Annotated in this window: 21 protein-coding genes and 1 tRNA gene; 14 read left to right on the top strand and 8 right to left on the bottom strand. The window is 71.5% G+C overall.

Features of this window, described 5'->3' with window-relative positions:
- Window positions 1-182: 182 nt before the first annotated feature.
- On the bottom strand, window positions 183-1,361 hold the full coding sequence (locus AB0G01_RS06845) for an LLM class flavin-dependent oxidoreductase (RefSeq protein ID WP_360940522.1): 1,179 nt from the start codon (window positions 1,359-1,361) through the stop codon (window positions 183-185).
- A gap of 70 nt (window positions 1,362-1,431) precedes the next feature.
- Window positions 1,432-2,538 (bottom strand): DnaJ domain-containing protein, encoded by a 1,107-nt coding sequence (locus tag AB0G01_RS06840; protein ID WP_360940520.1) that lies wholly within the window; start codon window positions 2,536-2,538, stop codon window positions 1,432-1,434.
- A gap of 123 nt (window positions 2,539-2,661) precedes the next feature.
- Here AB0G01_RS06840 and AB0G01_RS06835 point away from each other — a divergent pair.
- A tRNA-Gly gene (locus tag AB0G01_RS06835) sits at window positions 2,662-2,735 on the top strand.
- Window positions 2,736-2,833: 98 nt separating this feature from the next.
- The gene (locus tag AB0G01_RS06830) at window positions 2,834-3,091 is read left to right on the top strand and encodes a Prokaryotic metallothionein (protein ID WP_360940518.1); all 258 of its coding nucleotides are present in this window, start codon (window positions 2,834-2,836) and stop codon (window positions 3,089-3,091) included.
- Between the two features lie 3 nt (window positions 3,092-3,094).
- Here AB0G01_RS06830 and AB0G01_RS06825 read toward each other — a convergent pair whose 3' ends face one another.
- Both AB0G01_RS06825 and AB0G01_RS06820 read right to left on the bottom strand, forming a co-directional pair.
- Window positions 3,095-3,571 (bottom strand): hypothetical protein, encoded by a 477-nt coding sequence (locus AB0G01_RS06825; protein ID WP_360940516.1) that lies wholly within the window; start codon window positions 3,569-3,571, stop codon window positions 3,095-3,097.
- Window positions 3,572-3,679: 108 nt separating this feature from the next.
- The gene (locus AB0G01_RS06820) at window positions 3,680-4,486 is read right to left on the bottom strand and encodes a metal-dependent hydrolase (protein WP_360940514.1); all 807 of its coding nucleotides are present in this window, start codon (window positions 4,484-4,486) and stop codon (window positions 3,680-3,682) included.
- A gap of 136 nt (window positions 4,487-4,622) precedes the next feature.
- Here AB0G01_RS06820 and AB0G01_RS06815 point away from each other — a divergent pair, with 136 nt between their 5' ends.
- From AB0G01_RS06815 to yhjD, 11 genes are all read left to right on the top strand, one after another.
- Window positions 4,623-5,843 carry an NADP-dependent isocitrate dehydrogenase gene (locus AB0G01_RS06815; protein ID WP_360940512.1) on the top strand — a complete coding sequence of 407 codons (1,221 nt, stop codon included), beginning with the start codon at window positions 4,623-4,625 and terminating at the stop codon, window positions 5,841-5,843.
- Window positions 5,844-6,123: 280 nt separating this feature from the next.
- Window positions 6,124-6,435 (top strand): SH3 domain-containing protein, encoded by a 312-nt coding sequence (locus AB0G01_RS06810; protein ID WP_360940510.1) that lies wholly within the window; start codon window positions 6,124-6,126, stop codon window positions 6,433-6,435.
- Window positions 6,436-6,496: 61 nt separating this feature from the next.
- Window positions 6,497-7,813 carry a cytochrome P450 gene (locus tag AB0G01_RS06805; protein ID WP_360940508.1) on the top strand — a complete coding sequence of 439 codons (1,317 nt, stop codon included), beginning with the start codon at window positions 6,497-6,499 and terminating at the stop codon, window positions 7,811-7,813.
- Window positions 7,813-8,043 (top strand): hypothetical protein, encoded by a 231-nt coding sequence (locus AB0G01_RS06800; protein WP_360940506.1) that lies wholly within the window; start codon window positions 7,813-7,815, stop codon window positions 8,041-8,043. The genes AB0G01_RS06805 and AB0G01_RS06800 overlap by 1 nt, the downstream gene beginning before the upstream one ends.
- Before the next feature lie 11 nt (window positions 8,044-8,054).
- A complete protein-coding gene (locus tag AB0G01_RS06795) occupies window positions 8,055-8,858 on the top strand; it encodes an exodeoxyribonuclease III (RefSeq protein ID WP_360940504.1) in 804 nt (267 codons plus the stop codon).
- 34 nt (window positions 8,859-8,892) lie between these two features.
- Window positions 8,893-9,204 (top strand): nucleotidyltransferase domain-containing protein, encoded by a 312-nt coding sequence (locus AB0G01_RS06790; RefSeq protein WP_360940502.1) that lies wholly within the window; start codon window positions 8,893-8,895, stop codon window positions 9,202-9,204.
- A gap of 240 nt (window positions 9,205-9,444) precedes the next feature.
- On the top strand, window positions 9,445-9,783 hold the full coding sequence (locus AB0G01_RS06785; RefSeq protein WP_360940500.1) for a chorismate mutase: 339 nt from the start codon (window positions 9,445-9,447) through the stop codon (window positions 9,781-9,783).
- A 215-nt stretch (window positions 9,784-9,998) separates the two neighbouring features.
- Window positions 9,999-12,518 (top strand): bifunctional FO biosynthesis protein CofGH, encoded by a 2,520-nt coding sequence (locus AB0G01_RS06780; RefSeq protein ID WP_360940498.1) that lies wholly within the window; start codon window positions 9,999-10,001, stop codon window positions 12,516-12,518.
- Window positions 12,519-12,678: 160 nt separating this feature from the next.
- On the top strand, window positions 12,679-12,999 hold the full coding sequence (locus AB0G01_RS06775; protein WP_360940496.1) for a hypothetical protein: 321 nt from the start codon (window positions 12,679-12,681) through the stop codon (window positions 12,997-12,999).
- Window positions 13,000-13,120: 121 nt separating this feature from the next.
- Entirely contained in the window at window positions 13,121-14,167 is a 1,047-nt protein-coding gene (trpS, locus tag AB0G01_RS06770) for a tryptophan--tRNA ligase (protein ID WP_360940494.1), read from the top strand.
- Between the two features lie 58 nt (window positions 14,168-14,225).
- On the top strand, window positions 14,226-15,224 hold the full coding sequence (yhjD, locus tag AB0G01_RS06765; RefSeq protein WP_360940492.1) for an inner membrane protein YhjD: 999 nt from the start codon (window positions 14,226-14,228) through the stop codon (window positions 15,222-15,224).
- Between the two features lie 4 nt (window positions 15,225-15,228).
- On the opposite strand, the gene AB0G01_RS06760 is transcribed toward yhjD, so the two are convergent.
- Complete coding sequence (locus tag AB0G01_RS06760) at window positions 15,229-15,576, bottom strand: hypothetical protein (protein ID WP_360940490.1); 348 nt, start codon at window positions 15,574-15,576, stop codon at window positions 15,229-15,231.
- A gap of 26 nt (window positions 15,577-15,602) precedes the next feature.
- Window positions 15,603-15,827 (bottom strand): hypothetical protein, encoded by a 225-nt coding sequence (locus AB0G01_RS06755; RefSeq protein WP_360940488.1) that lies wholly within the window; start codon window positions 15,825-15,827, stop codon window positions 15,603-15,605.
- A gap of 60 nt (window positions 15,828-15,887) precedes the next feature.
- On the opposite strand from AB0G01_RS06755, the gene AB0G01_RS06750 reads away from it, so the two are divergent.
- A complete protein-coding gene (locus tag AB0G01_RS06750) occupies window positions 15,888-17,174 on the top strand; it encodes a serine hydrolase (protein WP_360940486.1) in 1,287 nt (428 codons plus the stop codon).
- A gap of 123 nt (window positions 17,175-17,297) precedes the next feature.
- Here the strand turns inward: AB0G01_RS06750 and AB0G01_RS06745 are convergent, their stop codons facing one another.
- Both AB0G01_RS06745 and sdhA read right to left on the bottom strand, forming a co-directional pair.
- Window positions 17,298-18,080, bottom strand: a complete 783-nt coding sequence (locus tag AB0G01_RS06745) for a succinate dehydrogenase iron-sulfur subunit (protein WP_360940484.1) — start codon at window positions 18,078-18,080, stop codon at window positions 17,298-17,300.
- Window positions 18,080-19,831 carry a succinate dehydrogenase flavoprotein subunit gene (gene sdhA, locus AB0G01_RS06740; RefSeq protein WP_360940482.1) on the bottom strand — a complete coding sequence of 584 codons (1,752 nt, stop codon included), beginning with the start codon at window positions 19,829-19,831 and terminating at the stop codon, window positions 18,080-18,082. Before sdhA ends, AB0G01_RS06745 begins: the two co-directional genes overlap by 1 nt.
- Window positions 19,832-19,837 lie beyond the last annotated feature (6 nt).

Genomic DNA, 19,837 nt, shown 5'->3' with positions numbered 1-19,837 from the left:
TTCTCACTCGTTGGAGTGGTTTCAGGTAACGCGCCGAACAGGTGTGCCGATGGTCGCGTCCCGTGTCGGGTGTCGAACTCCGGGATCAGGTTCTCGGGTCAACGGCACCAGCCGCGCGGCACGGCCGTGCCGCACCAGCCGTGCGGCAACGGCCGTTCAGGTGCCGGTGGTCGCGACCCGCGTCAGACGTCGAACTCCGGGATCAGGTCGCCGATCAGCCGCAGGCTGGTCATGACCGACTCGTGCGACAGGCTGCCCACCTGGTGGAACGCCATCAGGCGGTCGATGCCCAGGTCGGCGTACGTGCGCAGCTTCTTCCGGCACGTCTCCGGGCTGCCGACGATCAGCGAGTCCTGTTCGTTGAGCGCCTCGAAGATCTCCTCGTCGGGCACGTCCTCGCCCTGCAACACGCGCCCGATGACGACCTGGGCGCGGTTCGGACCCGTGAACGACTCGGCTTCCGCCCGCAGGAAGTCGCCGGTCAGGCCGCCACCCGACGGGTCTTGCAGAATTTCCTGTTGGTGGCGCACGGTTTCCACGAACGAATCCGCCGCCTCGAAGAACGTCAACGCCCGCACGGTGTACCACGCCGCTGCGGCCACCGCGCCGTTCTTCACCGCCTGCTCGTCGGTCTCCGCGCAGTGCACGAACGTGAAGAACGCGACCTGGTTGTTCACGAACGACCCGACCGGGTCCGTGCACGCGTCGGCCGCCTCGCGGTACAGCCGGACCATTCTGCGCACGCGCTCCGCGGACTCCCAGATCGTCGTCCCCAGCACGCCCACGCCGCGCCTGCCCGCCTCCTCGAACGACGCCGGCGTCCCGGCGGCCTGCCACAGCGGGGGGTGGGGGCGCTGCAACGGCTTCGGCACGATCGGCACGTCGTGGATCTCGAAGTCCTCGCCGGAGTACGAGAACCGGTCCTGCGTCCACATCTTCGGCACCATCTCGAACGCCTGCTGGGTCTGCCGGCGGACGTCGGCGGGGTCGATGCCGAACAGCCGCCACTCCGGCGTCGTGGACCGGGTCAGCCCGAGCTCGACCCGGCCGTTGCTGAGGTGGTCCAGCATCGCGGCCCGCTCGGCGACCCGGATCGGGTGGTTGAAGCGCGCCGGCGCGAGGACGGCCGAGTGGCCCAGGCGGATGCGCGACGTGTGCTGGGAGATGGCCGCGAGCATCAACTCCGGGGCGGACGACAGGCTGAACTCCTCCGCGCCGTGGTGCTCGACCTGCCACCAGCAGCCGTAGCCGAGCTCGTCGGCCAGTTTCGCCTGTTCGAGGGACTCGGTGATGCGCGCGTGCTGGTGACCCTCGTGCCACGGGCGCGGGTCCTGGATCTCGTTGAAAACGTCGACCTTCACCGCGTGTCCTCCACTTGTCCGCAGCGTCGGCAGAACCTAGCCCGGCGGACGGCCGTGCGGCAGCGGCCATTCAGGTGCCGCTGATCGGCACCACCTGCGCCAGCAGCAGGCGGTACGCCTCGCGGTCCACGGTGGCGGGGTCCTCGGCCAGCCACTCGCCGATCTCCTCGACGAACTGGGCCGGGGTCGTCGGCGGCACGAGGGTGTCCGCCGGCTCGTCCGTCGTCACCTCTCCGGCGCGGCTCGGGTACACCACGAGCACCGTCCGGATGTCCAGCCACGGCAACAACTTCCGGTACACCGCGAGGCTCCTCGGCAGCCGCGTGCCGCCGCCCCGGAACGGGTGGCCGTTGCGCCACAGCGTCCCGTCGTCCTCGGCCGCGTAGTGCCCCGGCAGCCACGACTTCGACTCGATCAGCACCAGCCGCCGCCCGCACAGCACCGCGTGGTCCACGTCGGCGAACACCGAACCCGGCCACGCCAGGCCGTGGAACACCCGCGCGCCGGGCAGCCTGGTCAGGTACCGGCTCAGCAGGTCCGCGGTGAGCCGTTCGCACACCCGGTCGTCCGTGGTGCCGTGCACGACCTCCGCGTCCACCCCGTGCGCGAACGCCCGGTCGGCCCGCGCCGCCAGCAGGTACCGCCGCACCAACCGGAACGCCACCACGGCCGCCGCGCCCACCACGAGCAGCCACAGGGTCAGCGTCAGCGGCGAGAAGTCCACCGCCACCACGGGCAGCAGCAGGAAGAACCAGCCGCACACGGCGGCCAGCGCCGGCGCGTGACCGGGACCGGCGACGGGCACGTACCGGACCCGCTGCCCGACGTCGACCAGGTGCCACCACGGGACGTCCCCGACGTCCACGCGCGGCTTCGGGGGTACGAAATCCGGATCGTCGCCGAAGTTGCGCAGCCGCCCCGTCCGGCCGGTGCGCGGCGGGCGGGTGGACGTCGTCCGGGACTGGGGTCGGGTGAACGACCAGCCCCGGTCGTAGTCGCGCCGCCGCGTCGGGTCGCGGAGCGTGTCGTAAGCCTCCTGCAACATGCGGAAGGTCAGTGACGAGCCCCCCGCGTCGGGGTGCATGACCTTCGCCAGCGACCGGTAAGCGGACTTGATCTCCGCCGTGGACGCGTTGCGGCCCACTCCGAGGAGTTCGTAGTAGTCGACCCCGCGCACGCGGCAGACCTTAGCGGGACCGATCAGCGCACTCTGTTCGGCACTGTCTTCCGGAGCGGGCTGGTGGTTAGGGTTGTGCGGAGCCCGGTTGTGCGGCGTCCGCCGCGCGGGTCGGGCTCGTCGGGACCTGTAGCGCAGTGGTTGACGCGCCCGTCTTCCGGGACGGGAGTACGTCGGTTCGAATCCGGCCTGGTCCGCATCGTCGTCCCCGCCGCGCGCGGACGTCCCGGGGGCGCGCCGCCGGCCGGGTGGCGTTCGGGTTGCCGGACCGCCGGACAGGCCGCACGCTGCGCTTATGGCGACTTGTGACGTCTGCGGGAACGACTACTGGATGGCGTTCGAGGTGCGCACGGTGAGCGGCGACGTGCACACGTTCGACAGCTTCGAGTGCGCGGTCCAACGGCTCGCGCCGCGCTGCGAGCACTGCGACTGCCGCATCCTCGGCCACGGCGTCGAGGTCGAGGGCCGGTTCTTCTGCTGCGCCCACTGCGCGCGCAGCGCGGAGGGCCTCGGGGCGCTCATCAAGGACACCGTCGGCACGCACCCGGGCTGACGGTCAGACGTCCAGGACCAGCTTGCCGTCGACGAACCGGGGCTGGAGGTCGCCGCGCGCGTCGACGCTCTTGACGCCGTGCGGCAGCACCTCGTCGATCGCGCTGAACGCCAGGATGTCGGACACGCCGTACCGGCCCCGCAGGGAGCGCTGGCCGGGGAACCGCAGGGCACGGCCCTCCTTGCGGTACCGGTGGGCCAGCGCGGCCCTCAGCGCGCCCCTGGCGAGCTGTTCCGGGCCCGCCAGGCGTTGCAGGCTGCCGTTGTGCACGGCCACGCCGTAGCCGCGCTCGATCAGCGTCGACACGGTGTTCTCCGACGGGTCGTCGGTCAGCCGGAACGACATGGCGTGGCTGTCCTCGACCGCGTGCACGCACACCACGTAGGCGTGGAACAGCAGGGACTCGTACAGCGCCAGAGCGGTCCGGTCCGCCGCTCGAGGGTCGCCGTGGCCCGCGTTGAGGCCGAGCCAGGTCGTCATCGCACGTCCACGTGGATCTGTCCCCTCCGCCACCGGATCGCGGTTCCCGGCGAGGCTAGTCCGATCGGGTGAGGTGCGGGTAGCCTGCGAATGGCGGTTGTCCGAATTTCAGATCGGCAGCAGGTCGAACCCGTCCAGGAACGGCAGCACGCCGGTCCGCTGGAGCGCCGCCGCCGACAGCCAGACGGACAGGATCGTGACCAGCGGTCCGACGATCGCCATCTCCACGGTCCCGCCGGTCTTCATGCGCATGATCTTCGGCGGCGCGACCGGGAACCACGTCTTGCCCGCCAGCGGGATCGGCCACAGGATCGGGCAGCCCTGCTCGGTGATCGCGTCGCCGAGGTAGTGCGCCACGCACCCCACCCCCACGGCGACCCCGCAGGCCGCCGCGCTGGCCGGCGACTGGTCCGTCCAGACCACGCACAGCACCGTGATGCCGCCGGACACGGCCGTGATCAGCAGGGCGTCCTTCCGGGGGCACCAGTCGTTCATGATCCCGCGCACGGCCAGGCCCGCGAAGACGAACATCAGCACCGGCAGCGCCCACTTCTGGGACTGCTGGACCACGGCCGTCGTGCCCACGGCGGCGACCAGGGCGAACGCCAGCGTGTGCGTCAGCCCGCGGTGGCCGCCGTCGCGGTTGGAGTCCTTGCGGGTCCGCGTGGTGCGGTAGACGAACGAGCTGATCGTGTTGATCAGCGCCGACGCACCCGCGCTGACCGGCCCGAACGTGCGGGAGATGGTCGAGGACGGGTGGTCCAGGTCGGGCAGCAGCGCCGCGCCCGTCGCCAGCACCGCGCCGACCGCCCAGCTCTGCGGGCTGAGCTGGCCGACGGGGTGGTTCTCGGCGAGCGCGGTCACCGCCGCCCAGGCCAGCAGGCCGCTCATGGCGTGCGTGGGTCCGGTCGACATGTGCCCCCTCCAAGATCGTCACCCGGAGGCTAGGGCATTGTGACCCCGTTCCCATTTGGCCGGGTGGCCGCACCTCCTGCCGGACCTAGCAGTACGCTTGTCTTGCTTGCACTGTCGCGAGAGGAGCGCCCTGCGTATGGGTAAGATCAAGGTTCAGGGGACCGTCGTCGAACTCGACGGCGACGAGATGACCCGAATCATCTGGCAGTTCATCAAGGACAAGCTGATCCACCCGTACCTGGACGTCGACCTGGAGTACTACGACCTGGGCATCGAGCACCGGGACGCCACGGACGACCAGGTCACGATCGACTCGGCGCACGCCATCAAGAAGCACGGCGTCGGCGTCAAGTGCGCCACGATCACCCCGGACGAGGCGCGGGTCGAGGAGTTCGGCCTGAAGAAGATGTGGGTCTCGCCGAACGGCACGATCCGCAACATCCTCGGCGGCGTGGTCTTCCGCGAGCCGATCATCATCTCCAACATCCCGCGACTGGTGCCGGGCTGGACCAAGCCGATCATCATCGGCCGCCACGCCCACGGCGACCAGTACAAGGCCACCAACTTCAAGGTGCCCGGCGCGGGTGAGCTGACCATCACCTTCACGCCCGAGGACGGCTCCGAGCCGATCAAGCACGTCGTGGCCGACTTCGGCCCCGACGGCGGCGTGGCGATGGGCATGTACAACTTCAACAAGTCCATCGAGGACTTCGCGCGCGCCTCGTTCGCCTACGGGTTGCGGCGGAACTACCCGGTGTACATGTCGACCAAGAACACGATCCTGAAGGCGTACGACGGCGCGTTCAAGGACATCTTCCAGGCGGTCTTCGAGTCCGAGTTCAAGGCGGAGTTCGACGCCGCCGGCCTCACCTACGAGCACCGCCTGATCGACGACATGGTCGCCGCCGCGCTCAAGTGGGAGGGCGGCTACGTCTGGGCCTGCAAGAACTACGACGGTGACGTGCAGTCCGACACCGTGGCGCAGGGCTTCGGCTCGCTGGGCCTGATGACGTCGGTGCTGATGACGCCGGACGGCCGGACGGTCGAGGCCGAGGCGGCGCACGGCACGGTGACCCGGCACTTCCGCCAGCACCAGGCCGGCAAGCCGACCTCCACGAACCCGATCGCCTCGATCTACGCGTGGACCGGCGGCCTGAAGCATCGCGGCAAGCTGGACGGCACGCCCGAGGTCACCGGCTTCGCCGAGACCCTGGAGCAGGTCATCATCTCGACCGTCGAGAGCGGTCGGATGACCAAGGACCTGGCCCAGCTCGTGGGTCCGCAGCAGGAGTGGCTGACCACCGAGGACTTCCTCGGCACGCTGGACGAGAACCTCCAGAAGCGGATGGCCGGCTGAGCCGACCGGACGCACGCGAAGGGGACCGCTCTCGGGCGGTCCCCTTCGGCGTTCCCCGCCTGGCCTGGACGCAGGCGCGCCGCCTCCGCACGGCCCTGGGACCCGTGGTCGCGCCGGGGCAGCCCGCCGGCGTTCGGGTGGCGGTGTTCCGGTGACCAGCCGGTAGCGGTGGTCACCCCATCGGTTCCCCTGCCGGGTGGATTCGGGCCGGGAACGTTCGGCGAGGCACCGCATCGCGCTATATCTGCACCTCAGGACCGGTGTTCGGGGAGGCGGGGCGATGTTCGGGATTCCTACGCGCGGGTTGATCGTGATCGGCGTGCTCGGCGCGGCCGGGGTGATGTGGGTGACCAACGGCGGCAAGCCGATGGGGTCGGAGAAGGCGGCGGCGGAGTGCCGGGTCGCGGTGACCGCCGACATCCTCAACGTGCGGACCGGGCCGGCCGACACCCAGCCGATCGTGTCGACCATGCAGCGCGACTCGGTGGTGAAGGCCGAGCGGCGGGTGGAGAACGGCTTCCGGCTGCTGGCCGACGGGCGGTGGGTGAACAACGACTTCGTCGCGCCGACCTCGGACAGTGACTGCGGGTGAGATGTGAAAGTCGCTCAGGAAGCGGTGTCCGGGCGTGGACGGGAGTGGCACGGTGGGTGACATGGGCCGCTACCCTCCGCAGGTGTCCGGCGCGTTACCCGTGCTGGGGCACCTGGTCGAGTTCCTCCGCAGACCCGTCGAGCTGATCGGGCGGGGGCACCGGGAGTGCGGGGACGTGTTCTCGCTGCGCCTCCCCGGCAGGCGGGCGGTGGTGCTGCTCGGTGCGGAGCGCAACCGGTTCTTCTTCGGGGAGACCGACCGGAAGCTGTCGATCCGCACGGCCTACCCGTTCTTCGAGCGGATGTTCTCGCCCGAGTTCTACTTCTTCGCGGGTCCGGAGGAGTACCGGCGGCAGCGCGAGATCGTGGTGCCGCGCTTCCAGGGCCGGCAGCTCGACGGCTACGTGGCGACGATGCGCGCCGAGACCGCCGCGTTCACCGACCGCCTCGGCGACACCGGCGAGTTCGACCTGACCGCCGAGCTCGGCCCGCTGGTGATGCGCATCGCCGCCCGCTGCTTCCTCGGCCCGGACTTCGGCTCCCGCATGGACCACGACTTCTTCGCCGAGTTCCGCCGCTTCTCCGCCGGCATGAACCCCGCCGCGCCGCAACGCGTCCCGCTGCCGTCCGTGGTGCGCAGCAACCGCGCCCGCGACCGGCTGCGGAACGCGCTCGGCGGCATGCTCCGGGAGCGCCGGGAGCACCCCACGTCGCCGCCGGACTTCCTCCAGGCGTTGGCCGAGGCGGTGTACGCGGACGGCGCGAAGGTGCCGGACCCCGTGCTGGTCAACATGATCCTGCTGTTCACCTGGGCCGGTCACGAGACCACCACCGGGCACATCTCGTGGGCGCTGGTCGACCTGCTGACCCACCCCCAGCACGTCGACCGGGTCCGCGCGGAGACCGGCGAGCTCGACCTGGCGGGCGTCAAGGCGTTGGCGCACCTGGACAACTGCCTGCACGAGACCGAGCGCCTGCACCCGGTCGCGCACCTGCTGGTGCGCCAGGCGGCCGAACCGATCGAGCTCGACGGCCACGCGATCCCCGAGGGCGCGATGGTGATCGCCGCGCCGTCCGTGTCGCACCGGCTGCCCGAGGAGCACGCGCGGCCCGACGAGTTCTGGCCCGACCGGTACACCGAGGGGCGGGAGGGCAGGCTGGAGCGCCAGGCGCTGATCGGCTTCGGCGGCGGTCTGCACCGCTGCACCGGCGTGCACTTCGCCTACCTGGAGATGAAGCTGGTCGTCGCCACCCTGTTGCGGGACTACGACTTCCACCTCCTCGACCCCGATCCGCGCCCCGTGCCGGGGATGCACACCAAGTGGCCCGACTCCCCGTGCCGGGTCCGGTATGCGCGGCGGGTGCCGTCGGTGGTGTGATGGGGGGCATGTTCCTGAGGTGGCGTTCGTCCCGGCGCGGTGCGGTGGTCGCATGCGCGTGCGCGCCGGAGTGGCCCGGCCTGCGGGCCGAGCTGGACGGGCACGAGGTGCGCGGCGTGCCGTCGCCGGGCGGCAGCAGCCCGCTGGTGTGGCAACTCGGCCTGGAGGCGACGTGCACGGGCTGCGGGGCGGACTACCCGCACGGCTGGGCGGTCGCCGCCCGCGACTAGGCTCCCGACCCGTGCTCACCGTGTCGACCGTGAACGTGAACGGGCTGCGCGCAGCCGCCAAGAAGGGCTACCGGGAGTGGCTGGCCGCGACCTCGGCCGACGTCGTGTGCGTCCAGGAGGTCCGCGCGGAACCAGGCCAGCTCAGCGACGACGTGCGGTCGCCCGAGGGGTGGCACGTGGCGCACGCGCACTCGGAGCAGAAGGGCCGCAACGGCGTCGCCGTGCTGACCCGGGCAGCGCCCGAGGCGGTCCGGATCGGGTTCGGGGTGCCGGAGTTCGAGCTGTCCGGGCGGTACGTCGAGGTGGAGCTGCCGACCGTGGTGGTGGCGAGCGTGTACGTGCCCAGCGGTGACGTGGGCACCCCGCGCCAGGACGAGAAGGACCGGTTCATGGCCGGGTTCCTGCCGTACCTGGTGGAGCTGCGGGAGAAGGCGGCGGCGGCCGGGCGCGAAGTCGTGGTGTGCGGCGACTGGAACATCGCGCACCGCGAGGCGGACCTGAAGGCGTGGAAGGCGAACCTCAAGTCGTCCGGGTTCCTGCCGTCGGAGCGGGCGTGGCTGTCGAGCGTGTTCGAGTCCGGGTACGTGGACGTGGTGCGGGCGCTGCACCCCGACGCGGCCGGGCCCTACACGTGGTGGTCGTACCGGGGCAAGGCGTTCGACAACGACTCCGGCTGGCGGATCGACCTGGCTTGCGCGACCGGCGGTATCGCGGCCACGGCGACCAGCGCCGTGGTGGAGCGGGCGGCCACCTACGCCGAGCGCTGGTCGGACCACGCGCCGGTGACCGTGAGCTTTGACTGGCCGAGGGCCTGAGAGCGGGCACAATCGTGGTCAGGAGGTGACGCCCGTGCACGAGATCATCGCGGCCAAGCGGTCTGAGGTCGAGGACCTGTGCCGCGCGTCGGGCGTTCGACGTCTCGACGTGTTCGGTTCCGCTGTCGGTGACTCGTTCGACGTGGTGTCCTCTGACGTGGACGTTCTCGTGGAGTTCGACGCCGGCCCGGGATTCGACTACTTCGGCGGCTACTTCGCCCTGAAGGAGGGGCTGGAGCGGATCTTCGGCCGACCGGTCGACCTCGTGAGCGGTTCCAGCATCCGCAACCCGTACTTCCGGCAGCGAGTGATGGGCACCAGGGAACAGCTTTTCGCGACGTCCTGATCCACGGGTACGCCTCGGTCGATGACGCCCTGGTCTGGCAGACGCTCATCGACAAGGTCCCCGCGTTGGACCAGGTGCTTCGCCGACTGCTCGATCGGGCGGCCACCTACGCCGAGCGCTGGTCGGACCACGCGCCGGTGACCGTGGGCTTCGACTGGCCGAGGGCCTGAGATCACCTGACCGGAGTGCCGGGCACGCCTTTCCGAGGGCCCGATGACCACGGGCCGTCCCGGGTGGGCGATGGTCCGGTGTCGCCAGGACGTCGTGCGGGAGGAGTGGGCGGTGGCCGAGCCGGGGTCGTTGGACGAGGTCCGGGCGCGGATCGACGCGCTGGACGGGGAGCTGGTGCGGTTGCTCGCCCAGCGGCAGGCGCTGGTGCGGGCGGCTGCGGGGTTCAAGGTCGACGAGTCGGCCGTGCGCGCGCCGGACCGGGTCGAGCGGGTCGTGGCCGGGGTCCGGCGGCGGGCCGTGGCCGAGGGGTTGTCGCCCGACGTCGCGGAAGCGGTGTGGCGGGCCATGATCGGGGCGTTCATCGACGTCGAGCTGGTCGAGCACCGGCGGGCCCCGACCGGCCGGTGACGTCCTGGCCGACCCGCACACCGACCTCCGCGCCGTCGGCGCACCGACCGGGCGGAACGCGGAACCGCTGGTCGCGGGGCGCTCACCGGTCACCGCGTGGGCGAGCCGCGCCCGCGCCGCCCCGGTCGCGCGGGCGCGGGCACCGCCGACACCCGAACGTGCCTCATCTCACTCCCGGCGCGAGGCCGGAATTCTGGCCGCCTAGTGTCGTTGACGTGGCCGTGGACATCTCGATCACCCCGCCCGAGTCCCACCCCAGCGCGGCGGCGATGCGGCGTGCGCTGCGCCGGGCCGCCGACGGTGCCGTGCTGGACGTGACCGAGGCGTCCGTGCTGCTCCACGCCCGTGGCGACGACCTGGACGCGCTGCTGGCGGCGGCCGGCCGGGTGCGGGACGCGCACCTGCTCGCCGAGGGCCGCCCCGGCGTCGTGACCTACAGCCGCAACGCGTTCATCCCGCTGACCCGGCTGTGCCGCGACCGCTGCCACTACTGCACGTTCGCGACCGTGCCGCACCGGCTGCCCGCCGCGTTCCTGGAGCGCGACGAGGTGCTGGACATCGCCCGCCGGGCCGCCGCGCAGGGCTGCAAAGAAGCGCTGTTCACGCTCGGCGACCGGCCCGAGGAGCGCTGGCCGCAGGCCCGGGAGTGGCTGGAGGCGCGCGGTTACGAGTCCACCCTGGACTACGTCCGGGCCTGCGCGATCGCGGTGCTGGAGGAAACCGGCCTGCTCCCGCACCTCAACCCCGGTGTGCTGAGCTGGGAGGAGCTCCAGCGGCTGCGCCCGGTGGCGGCCAGCATGGGGATGATGCTGGAGACCACCGCCGACCGGCTGTGGAGCGAGAAGGGCGGCCCGCACCACGGCAGCCCCGACAAGGAGCCCGCGGTGCGGCTCCGGGTGCTCACCGACGCGGGCCGGGTCAACGTCCCGTTCACGACCGGCATCCTGATCGGCATCGGCGAGACGATCACCGAGCGCGCCGAGTCGCTGCTGGCGATGCGCGGGATCGCCCGCCAGTACGGGCACGTCCAGGAAGTCATCATCCAGAACTTCCGGGCCAAGCCGGACACCGCGATGCGCGGGATGCCCGACGCCGACCTGCGCGAACTGGCCGCCACGATCGCCGTGGCCCGGCTGGTGATGCCGTCGTCCACCAGCGTCCAGGCCCCGCCGAACCTGGTCGGCGACGAGTTCGGCCTGATGCTGCGGGCCGGCGTCGACGACTGGGGCGGCGTGTCCCCGGTGACGCCCGACCACGTCAACCCGGAACGCCCGTGGCCGCACGTCGACACGCTCACCGAGCTCACCCGGACCGCCGGGTTCGACCTGCGGGAGCGCCTCGCGGTCTACCCGCGGTACGTGCGCTCCGCGCCCGGTCAGTGGATCGACGCCCGGCTCACCGGGCACGTCCGGGCGCTGGCGGCGGACGACGGCCTCGCGAACCCGGACGCACCCGTGGTCGGCCGAGAGTGGCAGGAGCCGGACGGCGGCCTGGACACCTACGGCCGCGCCGACCTGCACACCGCCATCGACACCGAGGGCCGCACCGGCGACCGGCGCGGCGACTTCGACTCCGTCTACGGCGACTGGGACTCGCTGAGCGTGCCGGTGGCCGCGACCCGGCTGCCCGAGGACACCGCCCGCGCGCTCGCGCTGGCCGCCGACGACCCGGCCCGGCTGCTGGAGGACACCGACGCGGCCATGGCGCTGCTGACCGCCGACGGCGAGGCGCTGGAGGCGATGACCCGGCTGGCCGACGACCTGCGCCGGGACGTCGTGGGCGAGGACGTCACCTACGTGGTCAACCGCAACATCAACTTCTCCAACGTCTGCTACGTCGGCTGCCGGTTCTGCGCCTTCGCCCAGCGCGAGCGCGACGCCGACGCGTTCCGGCTGGGCATCGACGAGGTCGCCGACCGCGCCCGGGAGGCGTGGGACGCGGGCGCGACCGAGGTCTGCATGCAGGGCGGCATCGACCCGAAGCTGCCGGTCACGTACTACGCGGACGTGGTCCGGGCGATCAAGGCGCGGACCCCCGGGATGCACGTCCACGCGTTCAGCCCGATGGAGATCGTCAGCGCGGCGGCCAAGGCCGGCGTGAGCGTGCGCGAGTGGCTCACCGACCTCAAGGCCGCCGGCCTGGACACCATCCCGGGCACGGCCGCCGAGATCCTGGACGACGACGTGCGCTGGGTGCTCACCAAGGGCAAGCTGCCCGCCGCCACCTGGCTGGAGGTCGTCGCCACCGCGCACGAAGTGGGCCTGCGGTCGTCGTCCACGATGATGTACGGCCACGTCGACCACCCCGGCCACTGGCTGGGCCACTTCCGGGCCCTGGCGCGCCTCCAGGACCGCACCGGCGGCCTGACCGAGTTCGTCGGCCTGCCGTTCGTGCACCGCAACGCGCCGATCTACCTGGCGGGCGTGGCCCGGCCCGGCCCGACCCGGCGGGACAACCGCGCCATCCACGCGTTCGCCCGGCTGGCGCTGCACGGGCGGGTCGACAACATCCAGTGCTCGTGGGTCAAGCTCGGCGACGAGGGCACGGCGGAGGTGCTCCGGGGCGGTGCGAACGACCTCGGCGGCACGCTGATGGAGGAGACCATCAGCCGGATGGCGGGCTCCGAGCACGGCTCCGCGCGGACCGCGCGCCAACTGCACGCGACCGCCGCGCTGGCCGGTCGGCCGGCCCGGCAGCGCACCACGACGTACGGCCGGGTCGACCCCGTCCGGTGAGCCCCGGGGACGATCACGGGGAGTGTCGTGGTTAGTCTGCCGCGAGCCGCGTTTTCGACCGATCTGCTCACCGGAGCCCCACAGCTTCGGTAGGTTCGCGGCCGTCCGTCAACAGGGTTCACCCGTAGCGGTGACGCGGTGTTGGTGAGGAGGCTCGGCGGTGCGCTGTCGCAGTGCAGCTCTGGGTGTGTTCCTGGGTGCCCTGGCGGCACCCCTGGCCACGACGGGGGTCGCCCTGGCGGGTACCGGCACGGCCGCCCTCGGCGCGTCGTCGGTGAACACGCCGGTCGGTCTCGCCGCGGTGGTGTTCGGGGTGGTCGGGCTGGTCGCCGGCCTCGTCCGCCGTCGCCGGGCCGCCGCCGCCGTGCTCCGGGCCAAGTCCGAAGAGCTCGTCGCGCCGGTCGTCGCGGCGGTGGTGCCCGCGGTGGCGCTGCCCGCCACGGCCGCCGCCCAGCCCGCGGTGCCGTCCACCCGCGCCTGACGCCCCCGGGACCCGCCGCGCGGTGCCACCCGCGCGGGGCGGAGCACGCCCGTGGGGGTCCCGCCTGAGCGGACCGCCGGCCCGGTCCCGCGCCGCCGGCGGGCCCTGGGAGAATCACCCGGTGGCTCCTGAGAACCCCGTCGAGAACGCACCCGAGGCCGGTCCGCACACCCCGGTGAGCCGGCCGCGCGTCCTGTCCGGCATCCAGCCGACCGCCGGGTCGTTCCACCTCGGCAACTACCTCGGCGCGATCCGCCAGTGGGTGGCCCTCCAGGAGACCCACGACGCGTTCTACTGCGTGGTGGACCTGCACGCCATCACCGTCGAGCAGGACCCGAAGACGCTGCGGCAGAACACCCGGGTCTCGGCCGCGCAGCTCCTGGCGCTGGGCATCGACCCGGAGCGCGCCACGCTGTTCGTGCAGAGCCAGGTCCCCGAGCACGCGCAGCTCGGCTGGGTCATGCAGTGCCTCACCGGGTTCGGCGAGGCGTCCCGGATGACCCAGTTCAAGGACAAGTCCGCCCGCCAGGAGTCCCAGGTCGGCGTGGGCCTGTTCACCTACCCGATCCTCCAGGCCGCGGACATCCTGCTCTACCAGGCCCACCACGTGCCGGTCGGCGAGGACCAGCGGCAGCACCTCGAACTGACCCGCGACCTCGCGCAGCGGTTCAACACCCGGTACGGCAGGACGTTCCGGGTGCCCGAGGCGTACATCGTCAAGGACACCGCCAAGATCTTCGACCTCCAGGACCCGACGTCGAAGATGAGCAAGTCGGTGCCCACCGGCGTGGTCGAGCTGCTGGAGGACCCGAGGCGGGGTGCGAAGAAGATCCGCTCGGCGGTCACCGACGCGGGCCGCGAGATCGTCTACGACCCGGCCGCGAAGGCCGGCGTGAGCAACCTGCTGGTGATCTACTCCGCGCTGACCGGCCGCCCGGTGGACGAGTTGGTCGCGGCGTACGACGGCAAGGGCTACGGGGACCTGAAGAAGGACCTCGGCGAGGTCTACACCGACTTCGCGACCCCGGTGCAGGCGAAGGTCCAGGAGTACCTGGGCGACCTGCCCGAGCTGGACAAGGTCCTGGCCCGCGGCGCGGAGCGGGCGCGCGAGGTGGCCGGTCGGACGCTGGCCCGCGCCTACGAGCGGATCGGCTTCCTGGCGGGCTGAGCGGGGACGATCGCCCGTTCGAGATGCGGGTGATCATCCCAACCCTTAACGTTCAACCGTGGCGGAAGAGTCGAAGCTCGACAGGTTGCGCCGCGAGCGCCCGTGGGTGGACCACCTGCTCCGCGCGGCCCAGCGGTACTCCGTGCAGTACGGGTCGCACTACGCCGCCGCCGTCACGTACTTCAGCGTGCTGTCGCTGGTGCCGATGCTCATGATCGGCTTCGCGATCGCCGGTTTCGTGCTCGCCTCGCAGCCCGGATTGCTGGAGGACCTCAAGGGCAGCATCGCCGAGGCGGTGCCGGGCGCGCTCGGCGACACCATCAACACCGTCGTCAAGCAGGCCGTCGAGTCCAAGGGCACGGTCGGGGTGTTCGGCCTGCTCGGTGCGGCCTACTCCGGGCTCGGCTGGATGAGCAACCTGCGGGACGCGCTGACCGCCCAGTGGGGTCACGCCAAGGAAGACCTGCCGTTCCTCAAGACCGCCCTCAAGGACCTGCTGGCGCTGATCAGCCTGGGTGCGGCGCTGGTCGTCTCGTTCGGCCTCACGGCGGTGGGCAGCGGGTTCGCGCACCTGGTGCTGGAGTTCGTCGGCCTGGACGGCGTGTGGTGGGCCGAGGCGCTGCTCAAGGTCGGCACGATCGTCCTGGCGCTGGCGGCGAACTGGCTGGTGTTCCTGTGGGTGCTGGCGAAGCTGCCGCGCAAGCCCGTGGGGTGGCGCAGCGCGCTCAAGGGCGCAGCCGCCGCCGCGATCGGGTTCGAGGTGCTCAAGCAGGTGGGGACGATCTACCTGACCACCGTGACCGCGTCGCCGGCCGGTGCGGCGTTCGGCCCGGTCATCGGTGTCCTGGTGTTCGCGAACCTGGTGGCGCAGTTCCTGCTGTTCATCACGGCGTGGACGGCCACCGCGCGGGAGAACCTGCTCAAGGACCCGCCGGCCCCGCCGCCGCCTGCGGTGATCCGGCCGGTGGTCGAGGTGCACCGGGCACCCAGCCCCCGCACCGCCGCCGGTCTGGTCGGTGCGGGCCTGCTGCTGGGCGCGCTGTTCCGGCGCAGGTGAGCGGCTACGTCCAGAAGACGGCCACGCCCACGTTGAGCACGACCAGGCCCGCGAGGGCCGGGGTGAGCCAGGACGGGACCTTCGGCTTGTTCAGGTTCACCGCGACCAGGCCCGCGACGACCACGACGACCAGCAGCTTCACGCCGATCTTGACGTGGTCGTAGTCCTGGTCGGTGAGCGGTGCCAGGCCGACCAGGGCCACGCCGGTGAGCAGTTGCAGGGCCGCGCCGTGCAGCCAGCCCTTGTTCAGCGGTCCGTCCTTGCCCGCGCGGTTCTGGACCAGGAACATCGCGACGAGCATTCCCATGCCCAGCAGGTGCAGGAACACCAGCAGCAGGCGTACGAACTCCACGGGGAGCCTCCAGGAGGTGTGGTGGGTTACGGGCGGCCGGCTCGGAGACCCCGGACGCCCAGCACGCCGATGACCGTGCCGAACGCGAGCGAGACGGCGACGAGCACCAGGTGCACGGTGAAGAACCCGGTCGGGCCGTCATCCCACGAACGGGGGTCCTTCCAGAAGTTGCGCAGGAAGGTCGGCCAGATCACCCAGGACCACACCCCGAAGGCCACCAGGAACGCCGACGTGCGACGGGAGAGCTTCACGGAGGCAGTATCCGACGTGGCGGGTGCACATCACTCATCCGGGGTGGCTAGCCTGGACGGGTGCGTTCCCCCGCGTCCCGACGCCCCGTTGCCCTGGTGCTGGCTGCCTGCACGCTCATGGCCACCGCAGTGTTCGGCGCAGCCCCGACCGCGCAGGCGCAGGCCGACCCCTGTGACAACCGCGTGTCACCGCCCCCGGCGGTGGACACCTCCGAACAGGTGGCACCCGGCACCAAGCCACCCGCTCCGCTGGCCGTCCCGGAGAACCCGGTCGGCGGTGAGCGGATGGGCGAGTGCGGCATCGTGCTGCCCGCCAACGCCCGGAAGCCGCCGGACAGCATCACCGCCGAGGGCTGGTTGCTCGCCGACCTCGACTCGGGCGCGGTCCTCGCGGCCTACGACCCGCACGGCCGGCAGCGCCCGGCGTCGGTGATGAAGGTGCTGCTGGCGATGGTCGTGGCCAAGGAGCTGTCCCCGGACGCGACGGTCGCCGCGAACGCGGACGACATCGCCCAGGAGTGCACCTGCATCGGCCTGCGCAACGGCGCGCAGTACACCGTCGAGCAACTGCTCCAGGCGCTGGTCATGGCCTCGGGCAACGACGTGGCGCACGCCCTGGCCCGCCGGCTCGGCGGCCTGCCCAGCGCGATCCGCAAGATGAACGCGCTGGCCATGGAGCTGGGTGCGCTGGACACCCGCGCGGTCACGCCGTCCGGCCTGGACGCGCCGGGCACCAGCACGTCGGCCTACGACGTGGCGCTGATCTTCCGCGCCGCCATGAAGTACCCGGACTTCGCCCGTGCGGTGGTCACCCAGCGCATCGACTTCCCCGCGCCCAACGGCGTCGGGACCGTGCCGGTGCTCAACGACAACAAGCTGCTGACCTCGTACGAGGGTTCGCTGGGTGGCCGGTCGGGCTTCACCGACGACGCCCAGCACACCTACGTGGGTGCTGCGCAGCGCAACGGCCGCAAGCTCGTCGTGGTGCTGCTGCGCGGCCGGCAGGCCCCGATCAAGATGACCGACCAGGCCACCCAGTTGCTGGACTACGGCTTCGAGCTGCCCTCCGGCGCGCCGGTGGGGCGGCTGGTGGACGGCGCGCCGCAGGCCAAGAAGAGGACCCAGGAGGCCGACTCGTCGCCGACCAGCGCGAACGTGGGCCAGGTCGCGGAGTCGCGGAACACCTCGAACACCGCGATGTCCAAGGCGTTCGGCAACGTCGGCGGCCCGATCACCGCCGTCGCGGTGCTCGGCCTGGTGCTGGGGTTCGTGATGTACCTGCGCAGCAAGAAGGCGAAGGCGGCCCGCGCCGCCCGCGCCGCCGCCCAGGCCCGCCAGACGGGCTGAGCCGCCCGCTCGCCGCCGGGCGGTCGGCCCCGGCCGTGGGCGGACACCGGCTCGGGAGCGGTCGGCACCGGAACGGGAAGAGGGGCGGAGCCGCAACGGCTCCGCCCCTCTTCGCGGGTCGGCTCAGACGCGCTTGAACAGCAGCGCGCGCTTCACTTCCTGGATCGCCTTGGTCACCTGGATGCCGCGCGGGCAGGCGTCCGTGCAGTTGAACGTCGTCCGGCAGCGCCACACGCCGTCGACGTCGTTCAGGATGTCCAGCCGCTCCTCCGCGCCCTCGTCGCGCGAGTCGAAGATGAAGCGGTGGGCGTTCACGATCGCCGCCGGGCCGAAGTACGAGCCCTCGGTCCAGTACACCGGGCACGACGTGGTGCAGCAGGCGCACAGGATGCACTTGGTGGTGTCGTCGAACCGCTCCCGGTCCGCCACCGACTGCACCCGCTCGCGGGTCGGCTCGTTGCCGTAGGTGATCAGGTACGGCTTGACCGCCCGGAACGCCTCGAAGAACGGCTCCATGTCGACCAGCAGGTCCTTGTGCACCGGCAGGCCCTTGATGGGCTCGACGGTGATCGTGGTCTGCTTGCCGCCGCTCGCGAGCAGGTCCTTGAGCAGGACCTTGCAGGCCAGCCGGTTCACGCCGTTGATGCGCATCGCGTCCGAGCCGCAGATGCCGTGCGCGCACGACCGGCGGAACGTCAGCGTGCCGTCCAGGTACCACTTCACGTAGTGCAGCAGGTTCAGCACGCGGTCCGACGCGAGCGCCGGGATCTCGAACGAGTCCCAGCGCGGCTCGTCGTCGATCTCCGGGTTGAAGCGGCGCACCTTCAGGGTGACGGTGATCGCGCCGTCCGGGACCGGGGGCTGGGAGCCGCGCGAGCCCGTGGACACTTCAGCGGTAGCGGTCATCAGTACTTGCGCTCCATCGGCTGGTACCGGGTGAACGTCACGGGCTTGTAGTCCAGGCGGATGTCCGCCGCCAAGCCCTCACCCTGCTTGTAGTACATGCTGTGGCGCATGAAGTTCGTGTCGTCGCGGTTCGGGTAGTCCTCGCGGGCGTGACCGCCCCGGGACTCCTTGCGCGCCAGCGCGCCGACGACCAGGACTTCGGCCAGCTCCAGCAGGAAGCCCAGCTCCACGGCTTCCAGGAGATCGGTGTTGAACCGCTTCCCCTTGTCCTGCACGGTGATCCGCTGGTACCGCTCCTTCAGCGCCTGCACGTCGTGCAGCGCCGTCTTGAGGGTGTCCTCGGTGCGGTACACCGACGCGTTCGCGTCCATCGTGGCCTGGAGCTCGGTGCGGATGTCCGCGACCCGCTCGTGGCCGTGCTCCGACAGCGCCAGCGCCACCTGCGCCTCGACCTGGACGGCCGGGTTCTCCGGCAGCTCCACGTGCTCGTGCGCGTTGGCGTACTCGGCGGCGGCGATGCCCGCGCGCCGGCCGAACACGTTGATGTCCAGCAGCGAGTTCGTGCCCAGGCGGTTCGCGCCGTGCACCGAGACGCACGCGCACTCGCCGGCCGCGTACAGGCCGGGGACCACGTGGTCGTTGTCCCGCAGCACCTCGCCGTGGATGTTGGTCGGGATGCCGCCCATCGCGTAGTGCGCGGTCGGGTAGACCGGCACCGGCTCGGTCACCGGGTCGACCGCGAGGTACGTGCGGGCGAACTCGGTGATGTCCGGGAGCTTCGACTCCAGCACCTCGGCACCGAGGTGCGTGCAGTCCAGCAGCACGTAGTCCTTGTTCGGACCCGCGCCGCGCCCCTCCAGCACCTCCAGCGCCATCGACCGGGCCACGATGTCGCGCGGGGCGAGGTCCTTGATGGTCGGGGCGTAGCGCTCCATGAACCGCTCGCCGGACCCGTTGCGCAGGATCGCGCCCTCGCCGCGGGCACCCTCGGTGAGCAGGATGCCCAGGCCCGCCAGACCGGTCGGGTGGAACTGGTAGAACTCCATGTCTTCCAGCGGCAGGCCCTTGCGGAACACGATGCCCATGCCGTCGCCGGTCAGGGTGTGGGCGTTCGACGTGGTCTTGAAGACCTTGCCGAACCCGCCCGTCGCGAACACCACGGACTTGGCCTGGAAGACGTGGATCTCGCCGGTCGCGAGCTCGTAGGCCACCGCGCCGGTGCAGACGGGGCCGTCCGCGGTCTCGGTCAGGCAGATGTCGAGCACGTAGAACTCGTTGAAGAACTCGATGCCGTGCTTGACGCAGTTCTGGTACAGCGTCTGGAGGATCATGTGACCGGTGCGGTCGGCCGCGTAGCACGCCCGGCGCACGGCGGCTTCGCCGTGGTTGCGGGTGTGGCCGCCGAACCGCCGCTGGTCGATCCTGCCCTCGGGCGTGCGGTTGAACGGCAGGCCCATCTTCTCCAGGTCGAGGACCGCGTCAATGGCCTCCTTCGCCATGATCTCGGCGGCGTCCTGGTCGACCAGGTAGTCACCGCCCTTGATCGTGTCGAAGGTGTGCCACTCCCAGTTGTCCTCCTCCACGTTCGCCAGCGCGGCGCACATGCCGCCCTGCGCGGCACCCGTGTGGGAGCGCGTGGGGTAGAGCTTGGTGAGCACGGCCGTGCGGGCGCGCTGGCCGGACTCGATCGCCGCGCGCATACCGGCACCGCCCGCGCCGATGATCACGACGTCGTACTTGTGGAACTGCATGTCGAA

The organism is Actinosynnema sp. NPDC023587 (assembly GCF_040640215.1).
Lineage (GTDB): Bacteria > Actinomycetota > Actinomycetes > Mycobacteriales > Pseudonocardiaceae > Actinosynnema.
The sequence above is the reverse complement of the archived record's forward strand: the minus strand, read 5'-3'. Positions and strand labels throughout refer to the sequence as shown.

Coding starts and splice junctions, on each gene's coding strand:
- AB0G01_RS06830 (WP_360940518.1), top strand. CDS start 2,834: ATGGCGACTTGTGACGTCTGCGGGAACGACTACTGGATGGCGTTCGAG.
- AB0G01_RS06825 (WP_360940516.1), bottom strand. CDS start 3,571: ATGACGACCTGGCTCGGCCTCAACGCGGGCCACGGCGACCCTCGAGCG.
- AB0G01_RS06820 (WP_360940514.1), bottom strand. CDS start 4,486: ATGTCGACCGGACCCACGCACGCCATGAGCGGCCTGCTGGCCTGGGCG.
- AB0G01_RS06815 (WP_360940512.1), top strand. CDS start 4,623: ATGGGTAAGATCAAGGTTCAGGGGACCGTCGTCGAACTCGACGGCGAC.
- AB0G01_RS06810 (WP_360940510.1), top strand. CDS start 6,124: ATGTTCGGGATTCCTACGCGCGGGTTGATCGTGATCGGCGTGCTCGGC.
- AB0G01_RS06805 (WP_360940508.1), top strand. CDS start 6,497: ATGGGCCGCTACCCTCCGCAGGTGTCCGGCGCGTTACCCGTGCTGGGG.
- AB0G01_RS06800 (WP_360940506.1), top strand. CDS start 7,813: ATGGGGGGCATGTTCCTGAGGTGGCGTTCGTCCCGGCGCGGTGCGGTG.
- AB0G01_RS06785 (WP_360940500.1), top strand. CDS start 9,445: ATGGTCCGGTGTCGCCAGGACGTCGTGCGGGAGGAGTGGGCGGTGGCC.
- AB0G01_RS06745 (WP_360940484.1), bottom strand. CDS start 18,080: ATGACCGCTACCGCTGAAGTGTCCACGGGCTCGCGCGGCTCCCAGCCC.
- sdhA (WP_360940482.1), bottom strand. CDS start 19,831: ATGCAGTTCCACAAGTACGACGTCGTGATCATCGGCGCGGGCGGTGCC.